At 71.0% G+C, this 23,310-nt stretch carries 15 protein-coding genes and 2 pseudogenes; 8 read left to right on the plus strand and 9 right to left on the minus strand.

Going from position 1 to position 23,310, the window contains the following annotated elements; translation table 11 throughout:
* Positions 1-457 (plus strand): IS630 family transposase (locus PV410_RS10000; RefSeq protein ID WP_500323721.1); only part of this gene is annotated, 457 nt, incomplete at its 5' end.
* Between the two features lie 20 nt (positions 458-477).
* Here the strand turns inward: PV410_RS10000 and PV410_RS10005 are convergent.
* Together PV410_RS10005 and PV410_RS10010 are read right to left on the minus strand one after the other, a co-directional pair.
* A pseudogene (locus PV410_RS10005) lies at positions 478-579 on the minus strand (IS982 family transposase); the annotation flags it as partial.
* Positions 580-756: 177 nt separating this feature from the next.
* Entirely contained in the window at positions 757-2,982 is a 2,226-nt protein-coding gene (locus tag PV410_RS10010) for a carbohydrate-binding protein (RefSeq protein ID WP_500323722.1), read from the minus strand.
* 328 nt (positions 2,983-3,310) lie between these two features.
* Here PV410_RS10010 and PV410_RS10015 point away from each other — a divergent pair, with 328 nt between their 5' ends.
* Positions 3,311-6,442, plus strand: coding sequence for a carbohydrate-binding protein (locus tag PV410_RS10015; RefSeq protein WP_500323723.1), 3,132 nt, complete (start codon positions 3,311-3,313; stop codon positions 6,440-6,442).
* A gap of 86 nt (positions 6,443-6,528) precedes the next feature.
* Here PV410_RS10015 and PV410_RS10020 read toward each other — a convergent pair whose 3' ends face one another.
* Positions 6,529-7,437 carry a LysR family transcriptional regulator gene (locus PV410_RS10020; protein ID WP_500323724.1) on the minus strand — a complete coding sequence of 303 codons (909 nt, stop codon included), beginning with the start codon at positions 7,435-7,437 and terminating at the stop codon, positions 6,529-6,531.
* A 100-nt stretch (positions 7,438-7,537) separates the two neighbouring features.
* On the opposite strand from PV410_RS10020, the gene PV410_RS10025 reads away from it, so the two are divergent.
* The 4 genes and pseudogenes from PV410_RS10025 (at position 7,538) to PV410_RS10040 (ending at position 11,555) form a co-directional block, all read left to right on the plus strand.
* On the plus strand, positions 7,538-8,593 hold the full coding sequence (locus PV410_RS10025) for an NADP-dependent oxidoreductase (protein ID WP_500323725.1): 1,056 nt from the start codon (positions 7,538-7,540) through the stop codon (positions 8,591-8,593).
* A 154-nt stretch (positions 8,594-8,747) separates the two neighbouring features.
* Positions 8,748-8,986: pseudogene (locus PV410_RS10030) on the plus strand (IS256 family transposase); the annotation flags it as partial.
* A 146-nt stretch (positions 8,987-9,132) separates the two neighbouring features.
* On the plus strand, positions 9,133-9,858 hold the full coding sequence (locus tag PV410_RS10035; protein ID WP_500323953.1) for an ABC transporter ATP-binding protein: 726 nt from the start codon (positions 9,133-9,135) through the stop codon (positions 9,856-9,858).
* Positions 9,855-11,555, plus strand: a complete 1,701-nt coding sequence (locus PV410_RS10040) for a hypothetical protein (RefSeq protein ID WP_500323726.1) — start codon at positions 9,855-9,857, stop codon at positions 11,553-11,555. The genes PV410_RS10035 and PV410_RS10040 overlap by 4 nt, the downstream gene beginning before the upstream one ends.
* A gap of 150 nt (positions 11,556-11,705) precedes the next feature.
* Here the strand turns inward: PV410_RS10040 and PV410_RS10045 are convergent, their stop codons facing one another.
* The 3 genes from PV410_RS10045 to PV410_RS10055 form a co-directional block, all read right to left on the minus strand.
* On the minus strand, positions 11,706-13,067 hold the full coding sequence (locus PV410_RS10045; RefSeq protein WP_500323727.1) for a vWA domain-containing protein: 1,362 nt from the start codon (positions 13,065-13,067) through the stop codon (positions 11,706-11,708).
* Positions 13,064-13,921, minus strand: a complete 858-nt coding sequence (locus tag PV410_RS10050; protein WP_499516990.1) for an AAA family ATPase — start codon at positions 13,919-13,921, stop codon at positions 13,064-13,066. The genes PV410_RS10045 and PV410_RS10050 overlap by 4 nt, the downstream gene beginning before the upstream one ends.
* 635 nt (positions 13,922-14,556) lie before the next feature.
* A complete protein-coding gene (locus tag PV410_RS10055) occupies positions 14,557-15,177 on the minus strand; it encodes an L-threonylcarbamoyladenylate synthase (protein ID WP_499515060.1) in 621 nt (206 codons plus the stop codon).
* Positions 15,178-15,316: 139 nt separating this feature from the next.
* Between PV410_RS10055 and PV410_RS10060 the strand changes: the two genes are divergently transcribed.
* Positions 15,317-15,442, plus strand: a complete 126-nt coding sequence (locus tag PV410_RS10060; RefSeq protein WP_500323728.1) for a hypothetical protein — start codon at positions 15,317-15,319, stop codon at positions 15,440-15,442.
* 36 nt (positions 15,443-15,478) lie between these two features.
* Here PV410_RS10060 and zwf read toward each other — a convergent pair whose 3' ends face one another.
* The 3 genes from zwf to PV410_RS10075 form a co-directional block, all read right to left on the minus strand.
* Positions 15,479-16,936: a glucose-6-phosphate dehydrogenase gene (gene zwf / locus PV410_RS10065; RefSeq protein WP_500323729.1), complete on the minus strand. Its 1,458-nt coding sequence runs from the start codon at positions 16,934-16,936 to the stop codon at positions 15,479-15,481.
* Positions 16,937-16,943: 7 nt separating this feature from the next.
* Positions 16,944-17,975 (minus strand): phosphogluconate dehydrogenase (NAD(+)-dependent, decarboxylating), encoded by a 1,032-nt coding sequence (gene gnd, locus PV410_RS10070; RefSeq protein ID WP_500323730.1) that lies wholly within the window; start codon positions 17,973-17,975, stop codon positions 16,944-16,946.
* 251 nt (positions 17,976-18,226) lie between these two features.
* On the minus strand, positions 18,227-18,838 hold the full coding sequence (locus tag PV410_RS10075; protein WP_500323731.1) for a hypothetical protein: 612 nt from the start codon (positions 18,836-18,838) through the stop codon (positions 18,227-18,229).
* A gap of 412 nt (positions 18,839-19,250) precedes the next feature.
* Between PV410_RS10075 and PV410_RS10080 the strand changes: the two genes are divergently transcribed.
* A complete protein-coding gene (locus tag PV410_RS10080) occupies positions 19,251-23,171 on the plus strand; it encodes a metallophosphoesterase (protein WP_500323732.1) in 3,921 nt (1,306 codons plus the stop codon).
* Positions 23,172-23,310 lie beyond the last annotated feature (139 nt).

The raw sequence follows: 23,310 nt of genomic DNA on the forward strand, positions 1-23,310 counted from the left end.
GGTCACCACGCTGTTCGCCGCGCTGAACACCGCCACCGGTGAGGTGATCGGGCAGATCCACCGCCGGCACCGGGCGGTGGAGTTCAAGAAGTTCCTCGCACGCATCGACCGCGAGGTGCCGGCCGAGCTGGATGTCCACCTGATCTGCGACAACGCCTCCACCCACAAGACGGCCGCCATCCAGCGATGGCTGGCCGCCCGACCGCGGTTCCACGTCCACTTCACCCCCACCAGCTCCTCCTGGCTCAACCAGGTCGAGCGTTGGTTCGGGCTGCTGACGACCCAGCAGATACGGCGAGGCGTCCACAAGAACATCCAGGTCCTGGAGAAGGACATCCGCACCTGGATCCAGACCTGGAACGACGACCCCAAGCCCTTCGTCTGGACGAAAACCGCAGACGAAATCTTCGAACGCCTCGCCGGATATCTGAACCGAATCAACGACTCAGGACACTAGACGAGTAGTTCCGATGTGGCTCAGTGGTCGTAGGCGATCAGCGACCTGGTGATGGGTGCGCCGATAGTGCGGTTGTGTCAGATCGCGCAGGTCATGGCCAGGATTCGCTGGCGGACGGATACGGACGGCTGGACTGATCTGGACGGCACAAGACCCAGGTCGGGAATCCATCCCCCGACCTGGGCCTTTCCTCAACTGTCAGGAGTAGCCACGCCCCCAAGGGCGCTGCGTGGTCCGGCAGCGGCCTGCCGTCACTCCCCGCCGGTCGCCGGGGAGTGACGGCAGGCCGCAGGGAGCGTTTACGACAGCCGGAAGTAGTCGATGTTGAATCCGCCGGTCCCGCAGAAGAGCCTGACCGTCTGGTCTCCCGCCACGAGACTGACCGGCACGTGCACGGACTGGTACGAGCCCCAGCCGCCCGTGTCCGGCACCGACACCGTGGCCAGCGTCGCGCCCCTGCTGTCACGGAATGACAGTGCGCCCGGGACGGGCGCACCGGTGCCGGTGGCGACGCGCAGCTCCAGGTCGTAGGTGCCGGCGGTCGGGACGTCGACGGCGTAGTCGAGCCAGTTGCCGGGGGCGGTCCAGCCGACGTTCGCGCCGCCGCTGGCGGCGGGGTTGGACTCGATGAAGTTGGCGCCGCCGGCCGTCCAGCCGTGCTGGGCCGCGTACGACTCCGCTTCGATCCGCACTCCGACCGGTGCGCTGTGCGGGCGCACCGTGACGTGCAGGGTGACCTGGGTGTGCGCCGTGCCGTCGGTGGCGACCACTGTCACATCGTTCTCGCCGGCCACGGTCGGCTTGAGGGTCACCGTTCCCGTGGTGGGGTTGACGGTGACGCCGTCCGGGAGGTCGGTCGCGTAGAAGGCGAGGCGGTCGTCGTCGCGGTCGGTCGCCTTGAGGGGCACCTGCACCGTGCTGTACTGGTCGGCCACCACGTCGGGGACCGGGGCCAGTACGGGTGCCCGGTTGTGCGGGGGCCGGGGGATGCGCTGCTGCCAGCGGTAGGTGGCGTAGGAGTTGGCCGGGACCTTCACCACGAAGGACTTGTCGGCGAGGACGACCCGCACCGTGGTGTCGGTGCTGTTGGCGTTGCCGAGGACCGCGATGAACCTGTCGGTGCCGTGGCGGTAGACGACGTTGCTCACGGCGCTCGCCGTGGTGCTCGACTCCAGGCGTACGTCACCGGGCGTGAGGTACTTGGCGAACTGGCCCATGGCGTAGAGCTCGTCGCGGACGGTGAAGTCCTTGGTCGTGGTGTTCACCTTGACCAGGCGGTCGGGCCACTTGGTGGTCGCGGCGACCTCGTCCCAGTCGACGTTGTTGTCGCGTGCGGGCGTCCAGTGGAGCGTGCCGCCGTCCTGGTCGGTGGCCTGCGCCCACAGGATGTACGAGCTCGCGTCGAGGCGGAAGTAGTTCAGGATGGTGGCGGCGGACAGGTCGCTGGTCTCGGTCATGTGGACGGGCTTGCCGGTCTGCTCGAACGCGTCGCGCATGACCTTCGGGTCGCCCCAGTAGGGGTGGAAGGCGATGGCGTCGGTGGCGTTCAGGATCTGACGGCCGGTCACGGAGCCGTCCGGGGCGTCGTTGAAGATGCGGTGGTAGTTCTTGGTCGCTGTGCTGTTGGGGTCGCGCCAGTCCCAGAAGTTGAAGTCGTGGACGTACAGGCCCGTGTTCAGGTCGGCCTTGCGGAGGGCCTTCTTGATCGCGAGGGCGAGTTTCTGCTGCTGGGCGACGCTGATGTCCATGGCCGGGTAGACCACGTCCATGCCGGGCTCGTTCAGCAGGGTCAGGGCGTCGACGCTGATGCCGTGCCGGGCGTACGCCTGGACGAACTTGACGTAGTAGCGGGCGAAGACGTCGATGCAGTCGTCCCGCAGTTTGCCGACCTGGTAGTAGTCGGTCGTGCTTCCGGGCTTGAGCGCGACCTCGCCGGTGAAGCGGTTGTTGGTCTTCATCCACGCCGGGGCGCTCCACGCGGACGCGAAGAAGGTGGCCTTGGGGTTGTAGCGCTGGATCAGCTTGATGGTGTCGACGATGTGCAGGTCGATGTCGCGCTGGATGGAGAAGTACTTCAGCTGGAAGTCGTCCGTGACCCCGGCGGGGAGGTCGTCCTCCGACCAGAAGGGCAGGTGCTCGATGAGGTCGGGGCTGCCGATCGTGAGGCGGAAGCGGTTCAGGCCGGCCCCGGTCTTCGGGTCGACGAGCAGCCGGACGGCTTCCTCACGCTTGGCGGGGGTGAGCTTCCACAGGTTGGAGACGCTGGTCTCGTCCAGGGAGAACCCGATGCCCGAGTACTTCTGGCGGGTGCTGCTGGGATCGACGACGACGGTCGCATCCGTGGGGGTGCTCGTACTGCCGGAGCCCGTGCCCGGTAACGACTGCCAGGCGTGGGCGGCCCCCGTGGAGTAGGTGCCCGTTACGGAGGAGTTGTGATGCGGTACGGCGGCCGGGGCCGCCGACTCCGTGCCGGCGAGAACGACCAAGGTGAGAGCTGCGGCTGCCCCGATGAGGGAACGTCTCACGGTGCCTTCCTTCCTGAGGGGGTACCGGGTCGTGCGGGGTCCCGATCCCGCGCGGCCCGGGTTTTGACAGGGGTTCGCTCCGGATGCGCGAGCAGATCGAAACAGCCTGTCGGTGTTCTGTCAAGGCGTGAAAAAAGGCGTGAAGAAAGTGCCCGCGTGCTTCCCCGGCGAGATCCCCAAGGGGCGCGAGCTGCCCGGATGTCTGTCGTGGTGTCAATTTTCCATGGATGTGCCGAGAATTTGCTTGGCGTGTTCAGAACCTTGCGGGGTCTGGTGGTGATCTGTACGTTCGGGGCGCCGGTTCTCCACGTTGCTGAAGGAGCCTCAGATGCGGGCGATCCCCAGACCTTCCCGTGGCGGCCGCCACGCGGCGCGCAGGTTGGCGACGATCGCGCTCGCGGCGGTCGGCACGTTATGCGCGTCGGCCGTGCCGGCGGGCGCCGCGGTCCACCGCGCCCCGGCAGCCGAGGCCTCGGACGCCGCCGCCGCGGCCGGCGCCACGACGCCGTTCCGGATCCACGAGGCCGAGGCCGGCACGACGGGCGGGGGCGCCACCACCGTGTCCCTGACGGCGCCGCCCGCGACGCAGTACTCCAGCGCCGCCCTCGAAGCGTCCGGCCACGCCTACGTACACCTGAGCGGCACCGGGCACTCCGTCCAGTGGACGAACACCACCGGGGCGCCCATCAGCTTCCTCAACGTCCGCGCCAGCATCCCCGACTCCGCCTCCGGCGGCGGCACGACCGCTACGCTGAACCTGTACGTCAACGGGGTCTTCCGGCAGGCCCTCAACCTCAACTCCCGGCAGACCTGGGTCTACGAGGGCAACAACAACTACAACACCAGTGACAACCAGAACCCGGCCGACGGCAGTCCGAGGGTCTTCTGGGACGAGTCGCACGCCTTCGTCACCGGCGCCCCGATCCCGGCGGGCGCCACCTTCTCGCTCCGGAAGGACGCCGCCAACAGCGCGGCCTTCTACGACGTGGACTCCGTCGACGTGGAGAACCCCCCGGCGCCGCTCGCCCAGCCGGCGAACTCGATCTCCATCACCAGCTGCGGTGCCGTCCCGGACGACACCCCGACCAACGGCGCGGCCGCCCCCCAGTCCGTCGACAGCCGGGCCGCGATCCAGAGCTGCATCAACCAGGCCCAGTCGCAGGGCAAGACCCTCTGGATCCCGCAGGGCACCTTCTACGTGAAGGGCACCACCGGCCTGACCGCGCAGGGGATCCGCATCGCGGGCGCGGGCCTGTGGTACAGCACGGTCTACCGCGACGTGCCGGTCCCCAACGGCACCCCGCTCGCGGCGCTGTTCAACCTGACCTCCTGCACGGTGGAGAACTTCCACGTCGACGCCAACGCCGTCAGCCGCAGCACCATCGGCGGCGACGGCGGCGCGATGGACACCACCGGCACCAACTGGGTCGCCGACGGCATCTGGACCCAGCACACCATGTCCGGCTTCTGGGCCTCGGGCACCGGCGGCACCGTCCGCGACAGCAGGCTGACGGCGATCTGGGCGGACGGCATCAACGTCAACAACGTGTCACTCGGCGCCGACACCGGCAACAACCTCACCGTCACGAACAACTTCGTCCGCGGCACCGGGGACGACGCCATCGCCATCAACTCCGTGCACTACAACACCAACGGCGACGGCTCCCAGACGTTCTACCAGCCGATGACGAACGTCACCGTCAGCGGCAACACCTCGATCGCGCCGTGGGGCGGCAAGGGCATCGGGATCTACGGCGGCAGCGGCCACCACGTGAGCGGCAACTACATCAGCGACACCGCCCGATACATCGGCCTGGGCGCCGGCCGGTTCGGTGTCAACGGCAGCGACCTGCTGTCCGCGACGGTCTCCGACAACACCGTCGTCCGCTCCGGCGGCAACGCCTACAGCCAGGGTCAGCCCGCCCTGCACATCGGCAACGGCGGCGACGGGCAGAACACCGGCATCGTCGACAACGTCACCGCCACCGGCAACACCGTCGTGGACTCGCTCTACGACGGGATCGGCTTCTCCACCTCGACCGACACCCTGCTGCAGAACAACACCGTCACCACCCCCGGCCGCAACGGCATCGCGATCTCGCCCCCGTTCTACCCCGCGCCCACCGGCTCCGCCGCCATCACCGGCAACACCGTCACCGGCCTGCGCTCCGGAGCCACGGCCTTCGTCAACAACTCCGGCGGCTTCACCGCCACGCTGAACGGCAACACCTGGGAGCCCCCGGCGCCCGAAGGACCCTACGGCGGCACCCCCGCGTCGGTCCCCGGCACCGTCCAGGCGGAGAACTACGACACCGGCGGCCAGGGCGTCGCCTACAACGTCACCAGCGTCAACGGCAACGCCAACGGCTACCGTGCCGACGGCGTCGACCTCGAGGCCACCTCGGACACCGGCGGCGGCCACAACCTCGGCTGGACCAGCGGCGGACAGTGGTTCCGCTACACCGTCGACGTCGCCACGGCCGGAACGTACACGGTGGGACTGCGTGTCGCGGCCCCCGCGGCGGTGACCGGCGCGCTGCACCTGTCCAACGCCTCCGGCGCCAACCTCACCGGCGCCGTCGACGTACCCGCCACCGGCGGCTGGCAGACCTGGGCCACCGTCACCGCCCGGGTCACCCTGCCCGCGGGCCGCCAGATCCTCACCCTCAACCAGGACACCGGCGGCTGGAACCTCAACTCCCTCACCTTCACGGCGGGGGGCAGCCCACCGCCGGCCAGCCTCTCGGCGTCCCCCGCCTCGCTCACCTTCGGCGGCCAGGCTCTGAACACCACCAGCGCCGCGCAGTCCGTCACCGTCACCAACTCCGGTGCCGTCGCCGCCTCGATCTCCTCGATCACCGCAGGCGGTGACTTCGCACAGACCAACACCTGCGGCTCGTCCATCGCCGCCGGAGCCTCCTGCACGATCAGCGTCACGTTCACCCCGACGGCCTCCGGCACCCGCACGGGTACGGTCACCGTCACCGGCAACGCGGCCAACAGCCCGACCACCATCGCGCTGTCGGGCACCGGCACCGGCGGCGAGGCCGTCAACCTGGCCGCGGGGCGGCCGACGACCGAGTCGAGCCACACCGATGTCTACCCCTCGTCGAACGTGACCGACGGCTCCCAGTCCACCTACTGGGAGAGCGTCAACAACGCGCTTCCGCAGTGGGTCCAGGTCGACCTCGGGTCGGCGCGCAGCGCGTCCAGGATCGTGCTGCAACTGCCCGCGGGCTGGGGCGCACGGACCCAGACCCTGTCCGTGCTGGGCGGCACCGACGGCACCAACCTCACCACCGTCAAGGCCTCGGCGGCCTACACCTTCGACCCGGTGACCCACAACACCGTCACGATCACCTTCCCCGCCACCACCCAGCGCTACTTCCGCCTGAACATCGGCGCCAACACCGGCTGGCCGGCCGGACAGATCTCGGAGTTCCAGATCTGGACCACCTGATCGCCCCTCGGGCTCCCCGCCGGGCGCTCCCGCCCCCGGACCGCTCCCATGCGCCCGGTGGCGGGAGCGCCCGTGTCCCCGTTACGTCAGCGCTTACCGCCGGTTCCACTCGGGGTCGCCGCCCGCAGCTCCCTCACCAAGGCGCGCACGACGGCGGATCCGGCCAGTTCGGACGTGGTGACGTAGCCGACCCGGCGGGTCGGGCGGGCGGGGCCGAGGTCGGAGATCTCGACGGAGTCCGGTGCTCCGACCAGGGAGAGCGCCGGCATGATCGCCATCCCGTGGCCTCCGCTCACCAAGGACAGCACCGCGCCGTCGTCCTCGGCCTCGACGGTCGCCTGCGGGATCCAGTCTTGCGCGGACCACCACGCGCGGGTGTACGAGCCGCAGTTCTCGGCCCAGTCGACCAGCGGAAGCGAACGCGGGGCGGCGTGACCCCTCGCGTGCACCAGGGCGTACGGCTCCTCCAGGAGTCCGCCCGCGACCAGACCCGGTGGAAGCGGTACGGAGCCGCCCAGGGTGGCAAGGGCTATGTCGGCCTTCCCGTCGGCCACTTCGCCCGCGGTGCCACGCCCCACCTCGCGTACGATCCGCACCTGCGGCTCGATCCCGGGGTGCCGGGCGCGCAGCCGCCGCAGCACGGGCGGCAGCAGGTGGAGAGCCGCGCTGCGGAAGGCCGCGATCCGCAGCGGCCCCTCTGCGGCGTCGGGCCGGCCTGCGCCGCGCGCCTCGGTGGTCAGGACGTCCAGCAGGCGGAGGACGCGGCGGGCGTGCGCGACGGCCTTCTCCCCGGCAGGAGTGGGGCGGGCGCCGGTGCGGCCGCGCTCGAAGAGGACGGCCCCGATCTTGCGCTCGCTGCCGCGCACCGAGTGGGAGACCGCGGACTGGGTCAGCCCGAGGGTGCCGGCCGCGGCCGAGAAGCCGCCGGTGTCCGCGACCGCCACCAGGACGCGCAGTTCGTGCGGGGCGAGATCGGAGTCGGTTGTACGGGCCACGGGGCGTTCACCTCAGCGTATGAGAGCTGGTCATGGAACGGTGCGTCGCATGAGCCCAACCGGCTGCCCAGGCGGCGCATTCCCGTCCTACCGTCCGGTCATGAACGAGACCGCGCTCACCGTGCACCAGACCGCCCGCCCGCACGGCTTCCCCACCGCCGGGCACTTCGCCGTCGTCGAGTCCACGCTTCCCGAGCCCGCGGCCGGCAGCGCGCTCGTGGAGAACCTCTACTGGTCCGTCGACCCCTACCACCGCGAGATGATGGACGACGTGCCCGGCGGCTTCGCGCTCCACGCACCCCTGGAGGGCCGCACCATCGGGCGGGTGACCGCCTCGCGCACGCCTGCGCTGGCCGAGGGCGAGATCGTGTTCCACCGGCAGGGCTGGCGCACGCACGCGGTGGTCACGCCCGAGGAGATCCGGCGGCTGCCGCGCTTCGACGGAGTGCCCCTGACCGCGTACTTGAGCACCCTCGGCGGCACCGGCCTGACCGCCTACGTGGGCCTGACCCGGATCGCCCGGCTCCAGGAGGACGAGGACCTGTTCGTGTCGGCCGCCGCGGGCGGCGTCGGCACGGCGACCGGGCGGTTCGCCAGACTGCTCGGCGCCGGACGGCTCGTGGGCAGCGCGGGCTCGTCGGCGAAGGCCGGACACCTCATGCGGGAGGTGGGCTACGACGCCGTCTTCGACTACCACGACGGGCCCGCCGCCGACCTCCTCGGCAAGGCCGCGCCTGACGGCATCGACGTGTTCGTCGACAACGTCGGCGGCGAGCAGCTGGCCGCGGCGGTGGGAGCGCTGCGCGAGTTCGGGCGCATCGTCCGCATCGGCACGATCAGCCAGTACAACACCCCCGACGCGCCGCCGCCGCGCTTCAACCACGCGGACATCGTGGAGAAGAGCATCCGCATGGAAGGCTTCCTGGTCCGCAACTACCGCGATCTGCAGGACGAGTTGTACGAGTTCGCGGTGCCGCATCTGCAAAGCGGCCGACTCGCCCTGGACGAGACGGTCGTCGACGGTTTCGAGCACATCGTGGACGCGTTCCTGGGAATGCTGCGCGGCGAGAACACCGGCAAGATCATCATCCGGGACCGCACGCAAGCCCCGCGGCGCACCTGCGGTGGGGAGGGCTCCAGTGGTGCGGTGCGATGAGCCGGCGGACGCTGTCCGGGCCCCATGAACCCGGGGCGTAGAGCTCGTACCGGGGGCGGGTTCTCCAGCAGCGGGGTGGACGCCTCCCACAGGCGCTCGATGCCGTAGGTGCCTCGCCGAGGGACTTGCCCGACCGCAGGGAGAAGGGCCCCCGGGCGAGCGCGGGCGGATCTCCTCGGCGATCCTGCCGCCGTGATGCCGCAAGTCTCCGAAGGCCGCCGAGGTCCTGCCGCTGCTCTACCCGCACGGACTGCCCACCCGGAATTTCGTGCCCGCGCCGGAGAGGTCCTCAGCTCCGCCGCCGGACCGTCGTCGGCCACCGTCAGCCGGCCGGCCGCGCAGTGGCAAGCCGACCACCAGGTCCTCAGGGACCGGGACCTCTCACAGACGGACTCGGCGGCGCCCTGAACGCGGAGTGACCAAAGACACCCAGCGGTCCGCCGGCCGGCCGGAGCATGGACAATGGCCGGGCCGCTCCGGGCCGTCGTCCCGAGGTCGAAGCGGGGACAGCGTTCGTGGTTGACGAGAGGCCCGGCGACATGGGTGCACCACCATTGCTAGAGCTCAGCGGCGTCAGCCGGGTCTACGGCAAGCGTACGGCGCTGGCCACCATGAGCCTGCGACTGCGGTCCGGGAAGTGCGTGGCGCTGCTCGGCCACAACGGCTCCGGCAAATCGACGCTGCTGCGCATAGCGGCCGGCCGGGACAAGCCGAGCACCGGCACGGTGACGTTCGACGGCAGGCCGATGAACGAGAACGACCCGGCGGTCCGGGCCCGGGTGGCGGTCGTCGGCGACACCGCGGCCTGTTACCCCGACCTGACCGTGCGCGAGCATCTGCAGCTGGTGGCGGTGGCCCACGGGGTGGAGGACGCCGGCGACTGGATCGGCCACGTACTGGCCGAGCGGAAGCTGACCGACCACGCCGACGCGCTGCCCGGCGCACTGTCCTCCGGGCAGCTCCAGTCGCTGCTGCTGGCCTCCGCGATGGTCCGGCCGCGCGACCTGCTCCTGCTGGACGAGCCGGAACAGCGACTGGACCCCGGCGCGCGGCGGCAGCTGGCCGACCTGATCAAGAAGGAGACCGCGGACGGCGTCGCGGTGCTGCTGGTGACACACCACGGAGAACTGGCCCGGGCGGTCGCCGACCAGGTGCTGGTCCTCAGCGACGGCAAGGTGGTGGCCGACGGCCACCCGGACAAGGTGCTCGCCACCGGGACCGACGGACTGACCTGGCTCGCGGAGACCCCGGACGGTGCCCGGTGACCACCCTCGCCGAGGAGACCGGGGACACCGGGGAGGCCGGGGAGCACTCCGCGGCCTGGTCCGACGAGGACGACTGGACGCGGGAGACGCTGCGGCTGGTCCGCGACCTGCGCACCCCGCACCGCCGCAAGAGGACCAGCCAGATCGCCTACACCGTGTACTGCGTGGCGCTGCTCCTCGCGGTGTGGGGAGGGCTGCCGAGCTTGGGGCTGTTCCTCGAGAAGTCGATGGGCGCCGACTACTCCGGTCACGGACCGGCGATCCTGGCCGCGTTGCCGGCCGGGTCCTGCGCGCTGGGGCTGGGATGGCTGCTGGTCGCCGCCTGGGACGCCCAGTGGCGCGGGCCGGTGGTGCCGCCGCGCGAGACCGTGGACTGGCTGCTGGCCCAGCCGGTGGACGTCGCCCGGGTGCTGCGGCCGTGGTTCTGGGGGTCGGCCGCGATCGCCGGCGGAGCCGGGCTGCTGGTCGCGGCGATCGGCATGATCGCGCTGGGCCTGACGGTCGGTGTGGGGCTGCCGGCCGCGTTCGGCTGGTGCCTGCTGGGCGGCAGCGGTCTGCCGCTGCTGGCGACCGCGCTGGCCACCGCGGTGGAGGGCAGCGAGCGGGTGGCCCGCTGGGCCCGGCTGGCCACTCCGTACGTCGCCATGGCGGTGCTGGCGCTGGTGGCGCAGACCGTGCTGGCGGTGGGCGGTGACCGGCTGCCGGGACTGGAACGGGTGGAGCTGTGGTCCGGGCCCTGGGGCTGGGCCGGGCTGGCCGCGCTGGCCCCCACGCCGGCCGCGCTGCCGGGCGGCTGGGCCGCGGGCGTCCTGCTGGCGGTGGTGGTGGCCGGCGCGCTGGTCGCTGCACACCGCTTCACCGGGTCGCTGCTGTTGTCCGCGGTACGGCGGCGTTCGCGGACCGCGACCGGGGTGATGGCCGCGCTGCGCACGGTGGAGTTCCGCACCGCGCGGCAGGCGGTGGCCGGAGTCACCGGCGGGGGCCGGTCGACGCGCTGGAGGCTGCCGGCGCCACGCCGGCCGGAACTGGCGGTGCCGTGGCGGGACACGCTCGCGTTGCTGCGGACTCCGGGCCGTCTGGGCCGGGCCGTGGTGCTGGGAGTGCTTGCCGTGCTGGGTGCGGTGCTGGCGGCCTCGGCGCACGGCGGGTCGGGCGTGACGGCGGCGCTGGCCTCACTGGCCTTCGGCTACTGGTCGCTGACCCAGCTGATGGAGCCGGCCCGGGTGGAGACCGACGACACGCGGCGCGGGTCGTGGGCGCCCTATCCCTACCGGGGCCTGATGCTGCGGCACACGGCGCTTCCCGTCGTGCTGGGGCTGGTGGGCGCGCTGGTGGCGGCGGGGGTGCTGGCTGCGGAGGGTGCGGGGGCCCGCGCGTTGCTGGCACCGGCCCTGGTGCCGCCGCTGGTGGGCGCTTCGCTGGTGAACGCCTGCCGGGGGGCGACCAAGCACCATCTGCTGATGTCGTCGGCCCAGTCCCCCACGGGCAGCATGGGCCCGGTGCTGTTCCTGGGCTGGTACGGCGCCGGGGCGCTGGCGGCGGTGGTCATGCTGGTCGTCCCGTTCCTGACCGCGCTGCATTCCGGCTCGGGCGCCTCGATCGTCACCGCTGTCGTGGCAGGCGGCCTGGCGACGGTGATCATGGTGCGCTGGGCGGTCACGCGGATCGGGAACCTGACGGCTCCCTTGGCGGACTGACAGGGGTGCGGGCGGCCTGCGCCGCCCGCACCCCTCACGTCAGGTGGTTTCCCGGCGCCCGGCGGGCAGCAGGTCCAGGCCACCGCGTACACCGTCGAAGGTCCCGTGCAGCACCGCCGTGCGGATGCCCTCAGTGGAGCGGCGGCTTGATCAGACCGGCAGCAGGCGGGCGATCAGGGTGCTGAGCTGGTGGGCGTTGCGGCACTCGTGCATCTCGACCAGCTCGGAGTAGGCGAGTGCGGCCGAATCGCCCGTGCCCCACTGGGCGCGGTGCTCGGGGTTCAGCCAGTGGACACGGCGGGCCCGCCTGACGATGTCCCGCACGGCTGGAAGGTTCGGGTCGCTCATGTTCGTCCTGGCGTCACCGAGGACGAAGACCGTGGTGCGCGGGCCGACCGCCTCGCCGTACCGCTCGTCGAACTCGCCCAGCGCCGTGCCGTAGTCACTGCTCCCGTGCCAGCCTGTGAGTGCCGCCTCGGACCTGATGCGCGCGCTCAGGGCCTCGGGGGCGGCCGCGCCGTACTCCAGCAGGCGGGTCACCTCGTCGATCCGGTTGACGAAGGCGAATGCCCTTACCTTGCTGAACTGCTCGTGCAGCGCCTGCACCAGCAGCAGCGTGAAGTTCGAGAAGCCCGACACCGAGCCCGACACATCGCACAGCAGCACCAGTTCGGGGCGAACGGGACGCCGCTTGCGCAGCACGAGCCGCATCGGCACGCCGCCCGTCGACAGTGAAGCCCGCGAGGTCCGCCGCAGGTCGACGGACCCGCGCGCGGCGCTGCGGCGGCGGGAGGCAAGCCGGGTGGCCAGTTTGCGGGCGAGCGGCTGAACCGCCCTGCGGAGCTCCGCCAGCTGGGCCTGCCCGGCGACGAGGAAGTCGACCTGGTCCGCGGTCGGCGCCAGCGCCCGCCGGGCGATCTCGTCGACGGCCCGCCGCTCGGCGACCCGGCGCCGTGCCTCCGTGGCGACCTGTCCGCGGAACGCCTCGATGCGCCGGCGGATCTCGTCCTCCAGCAACCGGTCGGCGAACCCCGCCGGGCCGGTCCGTGCCCGGATGCTGTCGCGCGCGCGGGCCAGGAGTGTCTGGGGCCGGACCCGCTCGAGCGTCTGATACGACGACCATCCCCCCGACGCAGGGGAGGAGCCGTACCCGCCGAATCCGTCGACCGCCTCGGCGGCCAATCGGCCGAGCATCGCCTCGTCGCCCGCGGCGAGGGCGGCCGCGATACGGTCGCGCAGATCACCCAGGTCCGCGGGCGTGTCCGTACTCGGCGCCCCGACGCCGTGAGGAAAGTACAGGTCGAAGACCCCGTCGAACACCGCCCGCTGCCCCGTGCCGTGCAGCAGCGTCGCGGCCAGCCCCTCACGCAGCCGCTCGCGATCGGCCAGGCCGAGCGCCGCCACCGCCTGTGCCGCGTCCACGGTCTCCCCGGTGCCGACGCGGATGCCGTGCGCGCGCAGTGCCGCGACAAGCCCCGTCAAGCGCCCCTCGACACCCGTCGGCGCACTCACAGAGTGTCCAGGTCGAGCTTGGCGGCCGCCTTCGCGATGTCCTCCTGATGCTTGAGGATCACGCCGAGACTGTCGCGCACGACGGTCTCGTCGAGTGTGTCCGCACCGAGCGCGAGGAGCGTGCGCGCCCAGTCGATGGTCTCGGCGACCGACGGCACCTTCCGCAGGTCCATCGCGCGAAGGGCACCGACCACCCGCACCACGGATTCCGTCAGCGACTGCCCCAGCCCCGGAACCTTCAGCCGTACGATGCGCCGCTCCAGCTCCTGGTCCGGAAAGCCGATGTGCAGGAAGAGGCAACGGCGGCGCAGCGCCTCGGACAGCTCGCGGCTGGCGTTCGAGGTGAGGACGACGAACGGGCGGCGTTCGGCGCTGATCGTGCCCAGTTCCGGGATGGTGATCTGGAAGTCGCTGAGCACTTCCAGCAGCAGTCCCTCCACTTCGACGTCGGCCTTGTCGGTCTCGTCGATGAGGAGCACCTTCGGGTCGTTGCCGCGGATGGCGGTCAGCAACGGACGGGCCAGCAGGAACTCCTCGCTGAAGATGTCCGTGCGCGTCTCGTCCCAGGTTTCGTCGCGGCCCGCACTGATGCGCAGGAGCTGCTTGGCGTGGTTCCACTCGTACAGGGCCCGTGCCTCGTCGACGCCTTCGTAGCACTGCATCCGGACGAGCCGTGCTCCGGCGACCTGGGCGACGGCCTTCGCGAGTTCCGTCTTGCCGACCCCGGCGGGGCCCTCCACGAGGAGCGGCTTGCCGAGGCGGTCCGCGAGGAAGACGGTCGTGGCGACCGCGGGCGACGCCAGGTATCCGGTCTCGGCGAGGCGTGCGGAGACGTCGTCGACGGATGTGAACAGCATCGGGGTCTCCAGCTCGGTGAGCACACGTTCGGACGCACTATCTAAGCGCTTGTTCAGCGGTGTGTCACGTGCCCGCCGGCCCCCTCGGGTCCGCCCGCCCCGTGGTCCGTCGCCACTGCTCCGGACCGGTGGGCGAGAAAGAAGCGCTCCCGATGTCCTCGACTCTCCGCAACGGTACGCCGTGCACCTGCGCCCCGAGGACGTGCACGCGGCGCTGCCGCTCGACGTGGGGCCCGCCGCCTCGTCCCCCTGGGATCCGCCGCTCGCCGCGGCCATGGCCCAACTCCGGGTCCACTGTCCCGTCTCAGTGAAGTTTGACCGTTCTCACTGAAGTTTGACCGGTGCCCTGCGTTCGCGGCTGTTGAGGCCGCGAGGGGCGGGGCGACGGTGGCTACACCTGCGCGGGCAATCGGTGATGAGGCCCCGCGTACCCTAGCTGGGCCCTGACCTGCAGTGACTGCTACGCGTCGGGGGTGCCGTCCTCGGTCGTGATGGCGACGGCTGTTCCCTGTACGGCGGTCATGCTGAGAAGCCTCTTAAGGAATCAGCGGCGGGAGGCTGGTGCCATCGGCGCGGCATGCATGTCTCATGCTGCAGGCAAGATCCATACCTTCGTGACCGGCCTCGTGGCCTCACTCGAACCGCGAGGTGTCTCCCGCGCCCCGCCGTACGATCTCTGCCGCGCCGCCGGAGAAGTCGACTACCGTCGTCGGCTCGGTGCCGCAGTCCCCGGAGTCGACCACGGCGTCCACCACGTGATCGAGCCGGTCCTTGATCTCCCAGCCCTGGGTCATCGGCTCCTCCTCGTCCGGCAGCAGCAGTGTGCTGGACAGCAGCGGCTCGCCCATTTCGGCCAGCAGCGCCTGGGTGACCACATGGTCCGGGATGCGCACACCCACGGTCTTCTTCTTCGGGTGCAGCAGCTTGCGCGGCACCTCACGGGTGGCCGGGAGGATGAAGGTGTAGCTGCCGGGCGTGGACGCCTTCACGGCCCGGAACACGTCGTTGTCCACCTGCACGAACTGGCCCAGCTGCGCGAAGTCCCGGCACATCAGCGTGAAGTGGTGCCGGTCGTCGAGGTGGCGGATCGAACGGATCCGGTCCATGCCGTCCCTGCTGCCCAGCCGGCAGCCCAGCGCGTAACAGGAGTCGGTGGGGTATGCGATGAGTGCTCCCGACCGCACCGCGTCGGCGACCTGGGCGATGCTGCGCGGCTGGGGGGTCTCGGGGTGCACGTCGAAGTACTTCGCCATCTGCCGAGCTTATGCCGTACCCGGGTCCGCACTCGCGGGGCCGCGCCCCGTCGTCGCAACTACCGCTTCGGACACGGACAAGACCTGCCACCCACGCTCCTGGAAGCCGCAGCCAGCAGCTGTGTCAGGTGAAACTTCGATGGGACGAACAGCTCAGTCGTCAATCTTCGGTGAGACCGGTGCATCTTCGCTGAGACAGGACAGCCCCGTCGAGGAGGAGGCGGTGCTGGACGTCCTGCTGGACGGCCTCGCGTCGGCAAGGTGAGCGTGGATGCGCCTCAGGGGCGGCACGCCGTGCCGCTCACCTGCGGTGGGGAAGGCTCCAGTGGTGCGGTGCGATGAGCCGCCGGACGCTGTCCGGGCCCCAGGAGCCCGGGGCGTAGAGCTCGACCGGGGGCGGGTTCTCCAGCAGCGGGGTGGACGCCTCCCACAGGCGCTCGATGCCGTCGGAGCGGGTGAACAGGGACTGGTCGCCCAGCATCGCGTCCAGGAGGAGGCGTTCGTAGCCCTCGAGCGCGTGCATGGTGTTGAAGGAGTCGGCGTAGCCGAAGACCATCTCCGCGGTGCTCAGGCGCATGGCGGGGCCGGGTTCCTTCACCAGGAAGGAGGTGGTGATGCGGCCCGGGTCGTCGAAGTCGATCACCAGCGCGTTGCTCCGGGTCTCGGAGCCGCCCCGCGCGGCCAGCGGGAACATGCGCAGGGCCGGTTCCCGGAAGCCGAGCGTCACGACGTGCCGTGCCTCGCCGAGGGACTTGCCCGACCGCAGGTAGAAGGGCACCCCGGCCCAGCGCCAGTTGTCGATCCCGACGCGCAGGGCGACGAAGGTCTCGGTGTCCGAGGCGGGATCCACGCCCGGCTCGGCCCGGTACCCCTCGTACTGCCCCCGCACGACATGGGCAGGGTCGACGGGCTGAAGCGACTCGAAGACCTTCTCCTTCTCGTCCCGCAGGGACTGTGCCTGGAGCGCCGTGGGCGGCTCCATGGCCACGAATCCCAGGAGCTGGAAGAGGTGGGTGACGATCATGTCCCGGAACGTGCCGGTGCCCTCGAAGAACTGGGCGCGGCCCTCGATGCTGATGCTCTCCGGCACGTCGATCTGCACGTGGCTGATGTGGTCGCGGTTCCAGACCGGCTCGAAGAGGCCGTTGGCGAAGCGCAGGGCGAGGATGTTGTCGACCGACTCCTTGCCGAGGAAGTGGTCGATGCGGAAGACCCGGGACTCGTCGAAGACGGCGTGGATGGACGCGTTGAGCGCGCGGGCCGAGGCGAGGTCCGTGCCGAAGGGCTTCTCCACGATCACCCGGGCGTTGTCGGAGAGTCCGCTCGCCCCGAGCGTCTCGATCACGGAGGTGAAGGCGCTCGGCGGCACCGCGAGGTGGAACAGGCGCCGCGGGCTGCCCCCGATCGGCTGCTCGGCCTCCCGTACGGCCGCGAGCAGCGGCCCGGCGGCGCCGGGATCGCACGCACCGAACGACAGGGCGGCCTCGAACTCCTCCCACGCGCGGCCCTGGGGCTTGGAGCGGCCGAACTCGGCGACCGCGTCACGGGCGTGCTTGCGGAAGTCCTCGTCGCTCAGCGTGCTCTTGGCGGGCGCCGAGCCGACGATCCGGTAGCGGGCCGGCAGCAGCCCCGCCTTGGCGAGGTGGAAAAGACCGGGCAGCAGCTTGCGGCGGGCGAGGTCGCCGGTCGCGCCGAACAGCACCACCACGTGGTCCTCGGGGACCGGACCGTGACCGGGTGAGGGGGAACGATGGGACACGGCGCCTTCACCCGCTCTTCTCGGCGTGGCCGCCGAACTCGCCGCGCATCGCGGACAGCACCTTGTCGCCGAACTCGCCGAGCCCGCGCGAGGCGTACCGCTCGGCCAGCGAGGCGCTGATGACGGGGGCGGGCACGCTCTCGTCGATCGCCGCCTGGACCGTCCAGCGGCCCTCTCCGGAGTCCGAGACCCGGCCGGTGAACTGGTCCAGCTGCGGCGAGCGGGCCAGCGCGTCGGCGACGAGGTCGACCAGCCAGGAGCCGATCACCGAGCCGCGCCGCCACACCTCGGCGACCTCGGCCACGTCGATCTCGTACTGGTACGCCTCGGGCTCGCGCAGCGGCGCCGTCTCGGCGTCGACGGCCCTGCGGCCGAGCCCCGCGTCCGCGTGCCGGATGATACTGAGGCCCTCGGCGATGGCGGCCATCATCCCGTACTCCACCCCGTTGTGGACCATCTTCACGAAGTGGCCGGCCCCGCTCGGCCCGCAGTGGAGGTAGCCCTCCGGCGCGGTCCCGTCGGACCTGGTCCTGCCGGGCGTGGGCTCGGCGTTCCCGCGGCCGGGCGCGATGGTGCGGAAGATCGGGTCCAGCCGCGCGACCGGCTCGTCCTCACCGCCGATCATCAGGCAGTATCCGCGCTCGAGCCCCCAGACGCCGCCGGACGTGCCGCAGTCGACGTAGTGGATCCGATGCGGGGCGAGCTGCCGGGCGCGGGCCATGTCGTCGCGGTAGTACGAGTTGCCGCCGTCGATGACGGTGTCGTCGGGGTCCAGCAGCGCGGTGAGCTCGTCGAGCGTCGACTGCACGACCCCCGCCGGGAGCATCAGCCACACGTTGCGGGGCGGCGCGAGCTTCTCCACGAACTCCTGGAGCGAGGCGGCGGCCGTCGCCCCCTCCTTCTCCAGTTCCAGCATGGCGTCGCGGTTGAGGTCGTGGACGACGCATGGATGGCCGTCGCGCATCAGCCGGCGCACGAGATTGGCGCCCATGCGTCCGAGGCCGATCATGCCGAGTTGCACGGGTGAGTCGGTGGCCATCGTCGGTTTCCCCGTTCCTCGGCGGCCTTCACGGGCTGAAGGTCCTGTCGTCCCTCACCTCAGGGCGGTTCCATGGGAATCTACCGAACTCGGACATATGGTGCGATGAAAGGAGCGCCGTCCATGGGGCGGGATGCGACGGCTTTGACCTGCGATTCCCCTGCGCGCCGGGGGCTCCGCCAGGTGAGGAACGCCGCTGCCGCGCTGCGCCGTCCCGGTGACGCACCCGTTGCCGCGCGCAGCGGTACGCGTCAGCGCGCGACGGCGCAGTTCCGCCAGACCGTGGCCAGGGCCCGGGGGATCTGCGGGATCGCGCGGCAGCCGCTCTCGCTCGCGGGGAAGCCGTCGGTGGCGACGTAGGCCCAGTTGGTTCCCGAGGTGGCGCGGAAGTACTTCATGGCGCTGCCCTCGTCCTGCAGGTTCACCAGCTCGCCCTCGGTCGCACCCTGGGTGGGCTGGAACCGGGTGGCGGCGTAGCGGACGGTGCCGCACTGGCCGAAGAAGAACCGCTGCGGCTCCGGCTCGATGTGCACGAAGCGCGGGAAACCGCGCTGGTACGCCCGCGTCACCGCGGCCTTGACCTCACCGCTGACGGTCAGGTTGCGGCAGCCGGGGACGGAGGCGGGCGCCTGCCGGGTGCTGGGGGAGGTCGCGGGGGCGGTGGAGCGGGGCGACGGCGTGGTGGCCGAGGGGGACGTGGCGGAATCGGACGGCTGGGCCGAGGGAGAGCCGGACGCCGATGCCTGTGCCGTGACCGACGCGTCCGGCGAGGGCGAAGTGGCCGGACCGGCGGCGGAGTCGGACCCGGAGGAGTCGCTGCACCCCGTCAGCAACAGGATCCCGCCCAGCAGTGCGGCCGCCATTGAGACACCTCTGAATCCGGACAACGTGACGCTCCTCCTCGGTCGATGAACCTCATGCGCACCCCGCCGTGCCCCACAGCCGGTGATCCGCTCACCCCTCACTACTCCACCGCGCCGCGGGTGGGTTGCACAGGCGGCCGGATCAACGATTGCAATTCCGCATACGCGTACGCCGTGCAGCCATATGTCGGGATCAGGTGCCCGGCCCCCGCGGGGCCAAGGGGGACACCTTCCGCTGGTTGTTTGCGTTTGCTTTAACTGCGTTCACCTCCGCTGGCCAAGATCCGCCAGGGGCATGCCACCTCTCGGCACCGGCGTTCCCCTCACCTTGTGGCGATCGGAAGGACAGCTGGTGATACGGCCAACACAGCGGCTCAGACGGCCCGGTGGCGGATCGGCGGGGCAACGGCTCGTGGGAGTGGCGCTCGCCGCGCTGCTCCTGCTGAGCGGGAACCTCACCGGGGCGTACGCCGAGACGGCGACGCAGGAGCGCACACCGGGGCACGGCGGGTCGGCGGACGCCACGAGCCTGCCGGCGCTCACCCCCGGGGACGGCGCGTACCTGGAGGGCACGGAGAAGGTCGCGGCCACGCCCACGCTGGCCGGTGACTCCGTCACACGGCTCGCGGTCGACGGCAAGGCCGTCGACGCGGAGCGGACGGTCGGGACCTCCCGGCTCAGCTTCGACGTCGGGTCCAACTCGACGGAGGCCCGGTACCACAACTACGTACTGGTCAACGGCGACTACCGCGCCGACATCGGCGACCTCGTCAACCAGCGCGGCACGATCGAGATCCCCAACGACGAGCTGGTCAAGGGCGAGAACACGGTCGAGATCCTCGCCGGTACCGTCGACAGCTCCTGCGGCACCAACTTCGACGACTTCGTGCTCTCCGACATCAGCCTGGACCTGCTCGGCGAGGTAGCGGACGGCGAGGAGAACGAGTACACGTACTCCTTCGGCGACGGCAGCTGCGGCACCAACACCACGCTGCTCACCAAGGCCACGCTGACCTTCTTCGTCCTGGGCGACCCGCAGCGCACCACCGGCCTGCGCGCCGACCTGGACACCGCCGGGCTCGCCAACGGCACGCACGCCCTCACGGCGACGACGACCTCGGGCAAGACCGTCAAGAACACCGTGACGGTGAACAACGCCCCCGCGGGCGCCCCCCGGCTGCTGCCCAAGGACGGCACGCTGGTGAAGGGCCGCCAGCCGGTCTTCGCGAACTTCCCCGCGGGCACCGAGGGCGAGCCGACGACGCTCACCGTCGACGGCAAGGAGCCCGCCACCGCCGCCAGTCTCGGCAACGGCGCGGCCACCTTCTCCTTCGACGTCGGGTCGAACTCGATCGACGACAAGTACGACAACCACCTCCTGGTCAACGGCAAGCGCATCGACCTGGGCGGCACGTGGGTCAGCCAGCGCGTCGACATCGCCGTCCCCGCGCGCTTCCTGGTCCCCGGTGACAACACGATCACGGTCGTGACCAGCGCCTACAAGGAGAGCTGCGGCAACAACCGCGACGACTTCGACATCTCGGGGCTCACGCTCGCCCTCGACGGCGGCACCGTCACCGGTCACGGCATCGCCGACTCGTACGCCATGGGCGACGGCAGCTGCGGCAACAGCGACACCCGCCTGCGCGAGGCCGACCTGCACTGGACGATCGACGCCCCGGCCGTGCATGTCTCGCCGACCCTGGGCTCCGGCAACGCGACCCTCGGCTTCACCGTGGGCACCAACTCGATCGAGGCCCGCTATCAGAACCACATCGTGGTCAACGGCCAGAAGCAGGTGCTCGACGCCGACTTCGTCGGTCAGCACGTCGGCCTGACGTTCCCCAACGAGTGGCTCGTGCCCGGCTGGAACACGATCGACTTCGTCACAGGCACCTTCCCGACCTCCTGCGGCGACAACCGTGACGACTTTGCCGTCTCCGACATCACCCTGACCCCGGCGAACGGCACCGCCGCCGGCCGGATGCTCAAGGGCTCGTACGGCCTCGGCGACGGCAACTGCGGCGACAACGTCAACCCGCTCACCGAGATCGACCTGGAGTTCTTCGTCGACGGCCCCGCCCAGGGCCTGTACGCCGACCTCGACACCGCGAAGACCGCCGACGGCAAGCACACCCTGGCCGCGACGTCGAAGAGCGGCAAGACCGCGACCCGTTTCCTGGTCACCGACAACTCCGCTCCCACGGTGGCGTCCAGCGTCCCCGCCGCCGGGCAGCGGATCACCGCCTCGGTCGTCCTCGACGTGCGGCTCCAGGACCTGTCCGGCGTCGTGAAGGGCCCGGACGTCACGCTCGACGGCAAGCCGGTCGAGCCCGGCGCCGCGGTGGGCCCCGGCCTGTCCGCAGGCGAGCACACGCTGAAGGTCTCCGGCACCGACGGCCTCGGCAACACCGGCACCCGCGAGGTGACGTTCACCTCCGCCGGCATCCCCGACGCCCCCGCCGACCTCACCCCGAAGTCCGGCACGACCGACGCGGGCGGCAGCGTGAAGCTGTCGGCCCAGGTGGCCGAGCCCGATGGCGGTGACGTGACCGCCACGTTCTCCGAGACCGAGATCATCACCCCGGACCAGGTGTACCAGGGCACGGCGACGTCCGTCCCCACCACGCTCGAGGTCAAGGGCGAGAAGAAGGTCAAGGCCGCCGGCCTCGCGCCCGCCGACGGCAGGACGCTGCCCGCGCCGGCCGGCCCGGACGTCACCTTCCAGCGGTACGACGTCAAGGTCAAGGGCCACGTGGACGCGCCGGTTCTGCGCTGGGAGGGCGTCATCGACCCCGAACGGCTCGCCGCGCTGCGCGTGTGGAACACCAGGACCGACGCCTGGGACGTCCTGACCAGCGCCCGCGGCGCCGTCGAGGGCAACACCGTCCTGACCGCCGTCGTCGACCGGAAGTACGTCGACCGGCAGCAGGTCCACGTCATGGTGACCGGCGAGGACCCGTTCGCCGACGACATCGACGCCGGTGACCCGAACCGCTTCGCCGACCCCGGCTCGTACGACTTCTCGATCGTCCACTACACCGACACCCAGTACCTCTCCGAGGGCGCGGTGGAGCAGGAGACGCCCGAGGAGCGCGCGGTGTGGGAGAAGGCCTACGGCGACGTCTCCCGCTGGATCGCCGCCAACAAGGAACAGCGCAAGATCGCCTACGTCGCCCACACCGGCGACATCATCGAGAACAACATCCGCAAGCCCGCCGACGAGGCCACGCAGCGCCAGATCACCGGCGAGCTGGAGCTCTCCTCCAAGCAGCAGAAGATCCTCGACGACGCGGGGATCCCCAACGGCGTGATCGCGGGCAACCACGACAACCAGTCGGGCACAGAGAACGGCCCCGGCGCGATCTACAACAAGTACTACGGCCCCGACCGCTACCAGGCCCTGTCCAAGGGCTGGAAGCACGCCGAGTACGGCGGCCCCTGGCGGCCCGGCGACAACCAGAACCACTACGACCTGTTCTCCGCCGGCGGCCTCGACTTCGTCGTGGTCGGCCTGTCCTACGGGGTGACCCGCGAGGAGGCCGAATGGGCCGACTCCGTCTTCAAGCGCTTCCCCGGCCGCAACGGCATCCTGCTCTCGCACGACTACCTTGCGCCGAGCGGCAACCCGGACGGACGCGGCGCCCCGTTCTCCGCGCCCGACGGTTCGATGCTCTACAAGACGGTGGTCCAGGACAACCCGAACGTGTTCCTGATCCTCGCCGGTCACGAGCACGGCGTCGGCACCAACGTGAAGCCCAAGGTCGGCGAGGTTGAGCACGACGTCGTCGAGCTGCTCGCGGACTACCAGTTCTACACGGTCTCCGCGGACCGGCTCGGGCTCACCGAGATCGGCGGCTACCAGCCGGACGACCAGCTCCAGTTCGGCGCGAGCTTCTTCCGGATGCTGCAGTTCAACGTGAAGCGGTCCGAGGTGACGGTGGACACCTACTCGCCGCTGCTCGACGAGTTCGGCGCCACTGAGTACGACACCGACCACCGCTACGACGGCACCGAGGACAACATGGTGCTGCCGGTCGACCTCACCAGCCGCAAGACGGCCTTCACGACCGACTCGCTGGCGCTCTACGACCCCGTGAGCGTCATCGGCAAGGCCAAGGCCCGTTCCGGCGAGGTCGCCTCGGTGACCTGGCGGGGGCTCAAGCCGGGCACGACCCACGCCTGGTTCGTCACGGTGCGCTCCACCGGCGGCGGTGTCAGCGCCTCCGAGCCGAGCGTCTTCGTGACCAAGGACGCCCACGGCCGCCCCGGCACGTGGGGACCGGACGCGCCCGCGTACCCGTGGTTCGCGCCGTCCACCGGCCGGCGGTGACCGGCTGACACGCCGGTAGGACCGCAGGCCCGCCCACGCCCGCCGTTCGCCCCCCCCACCCAGAGGACCGACCTCATGCGTTCCACCCCCGCGCCCCGGCCCTTCGCCGTGCTCCTCGCGGCCCTCGTCGCCGTGCTCC

Source organism: Streptomyces sp. PA03-5A, assembly GCF_033792725.1.
In the GTDB taxonomy this organism is placed as follows: Bacteria; Actinomycetota; Actinomycetes; order Streptomycetales; family Streptomycetaceae; genus Actinacidiphila.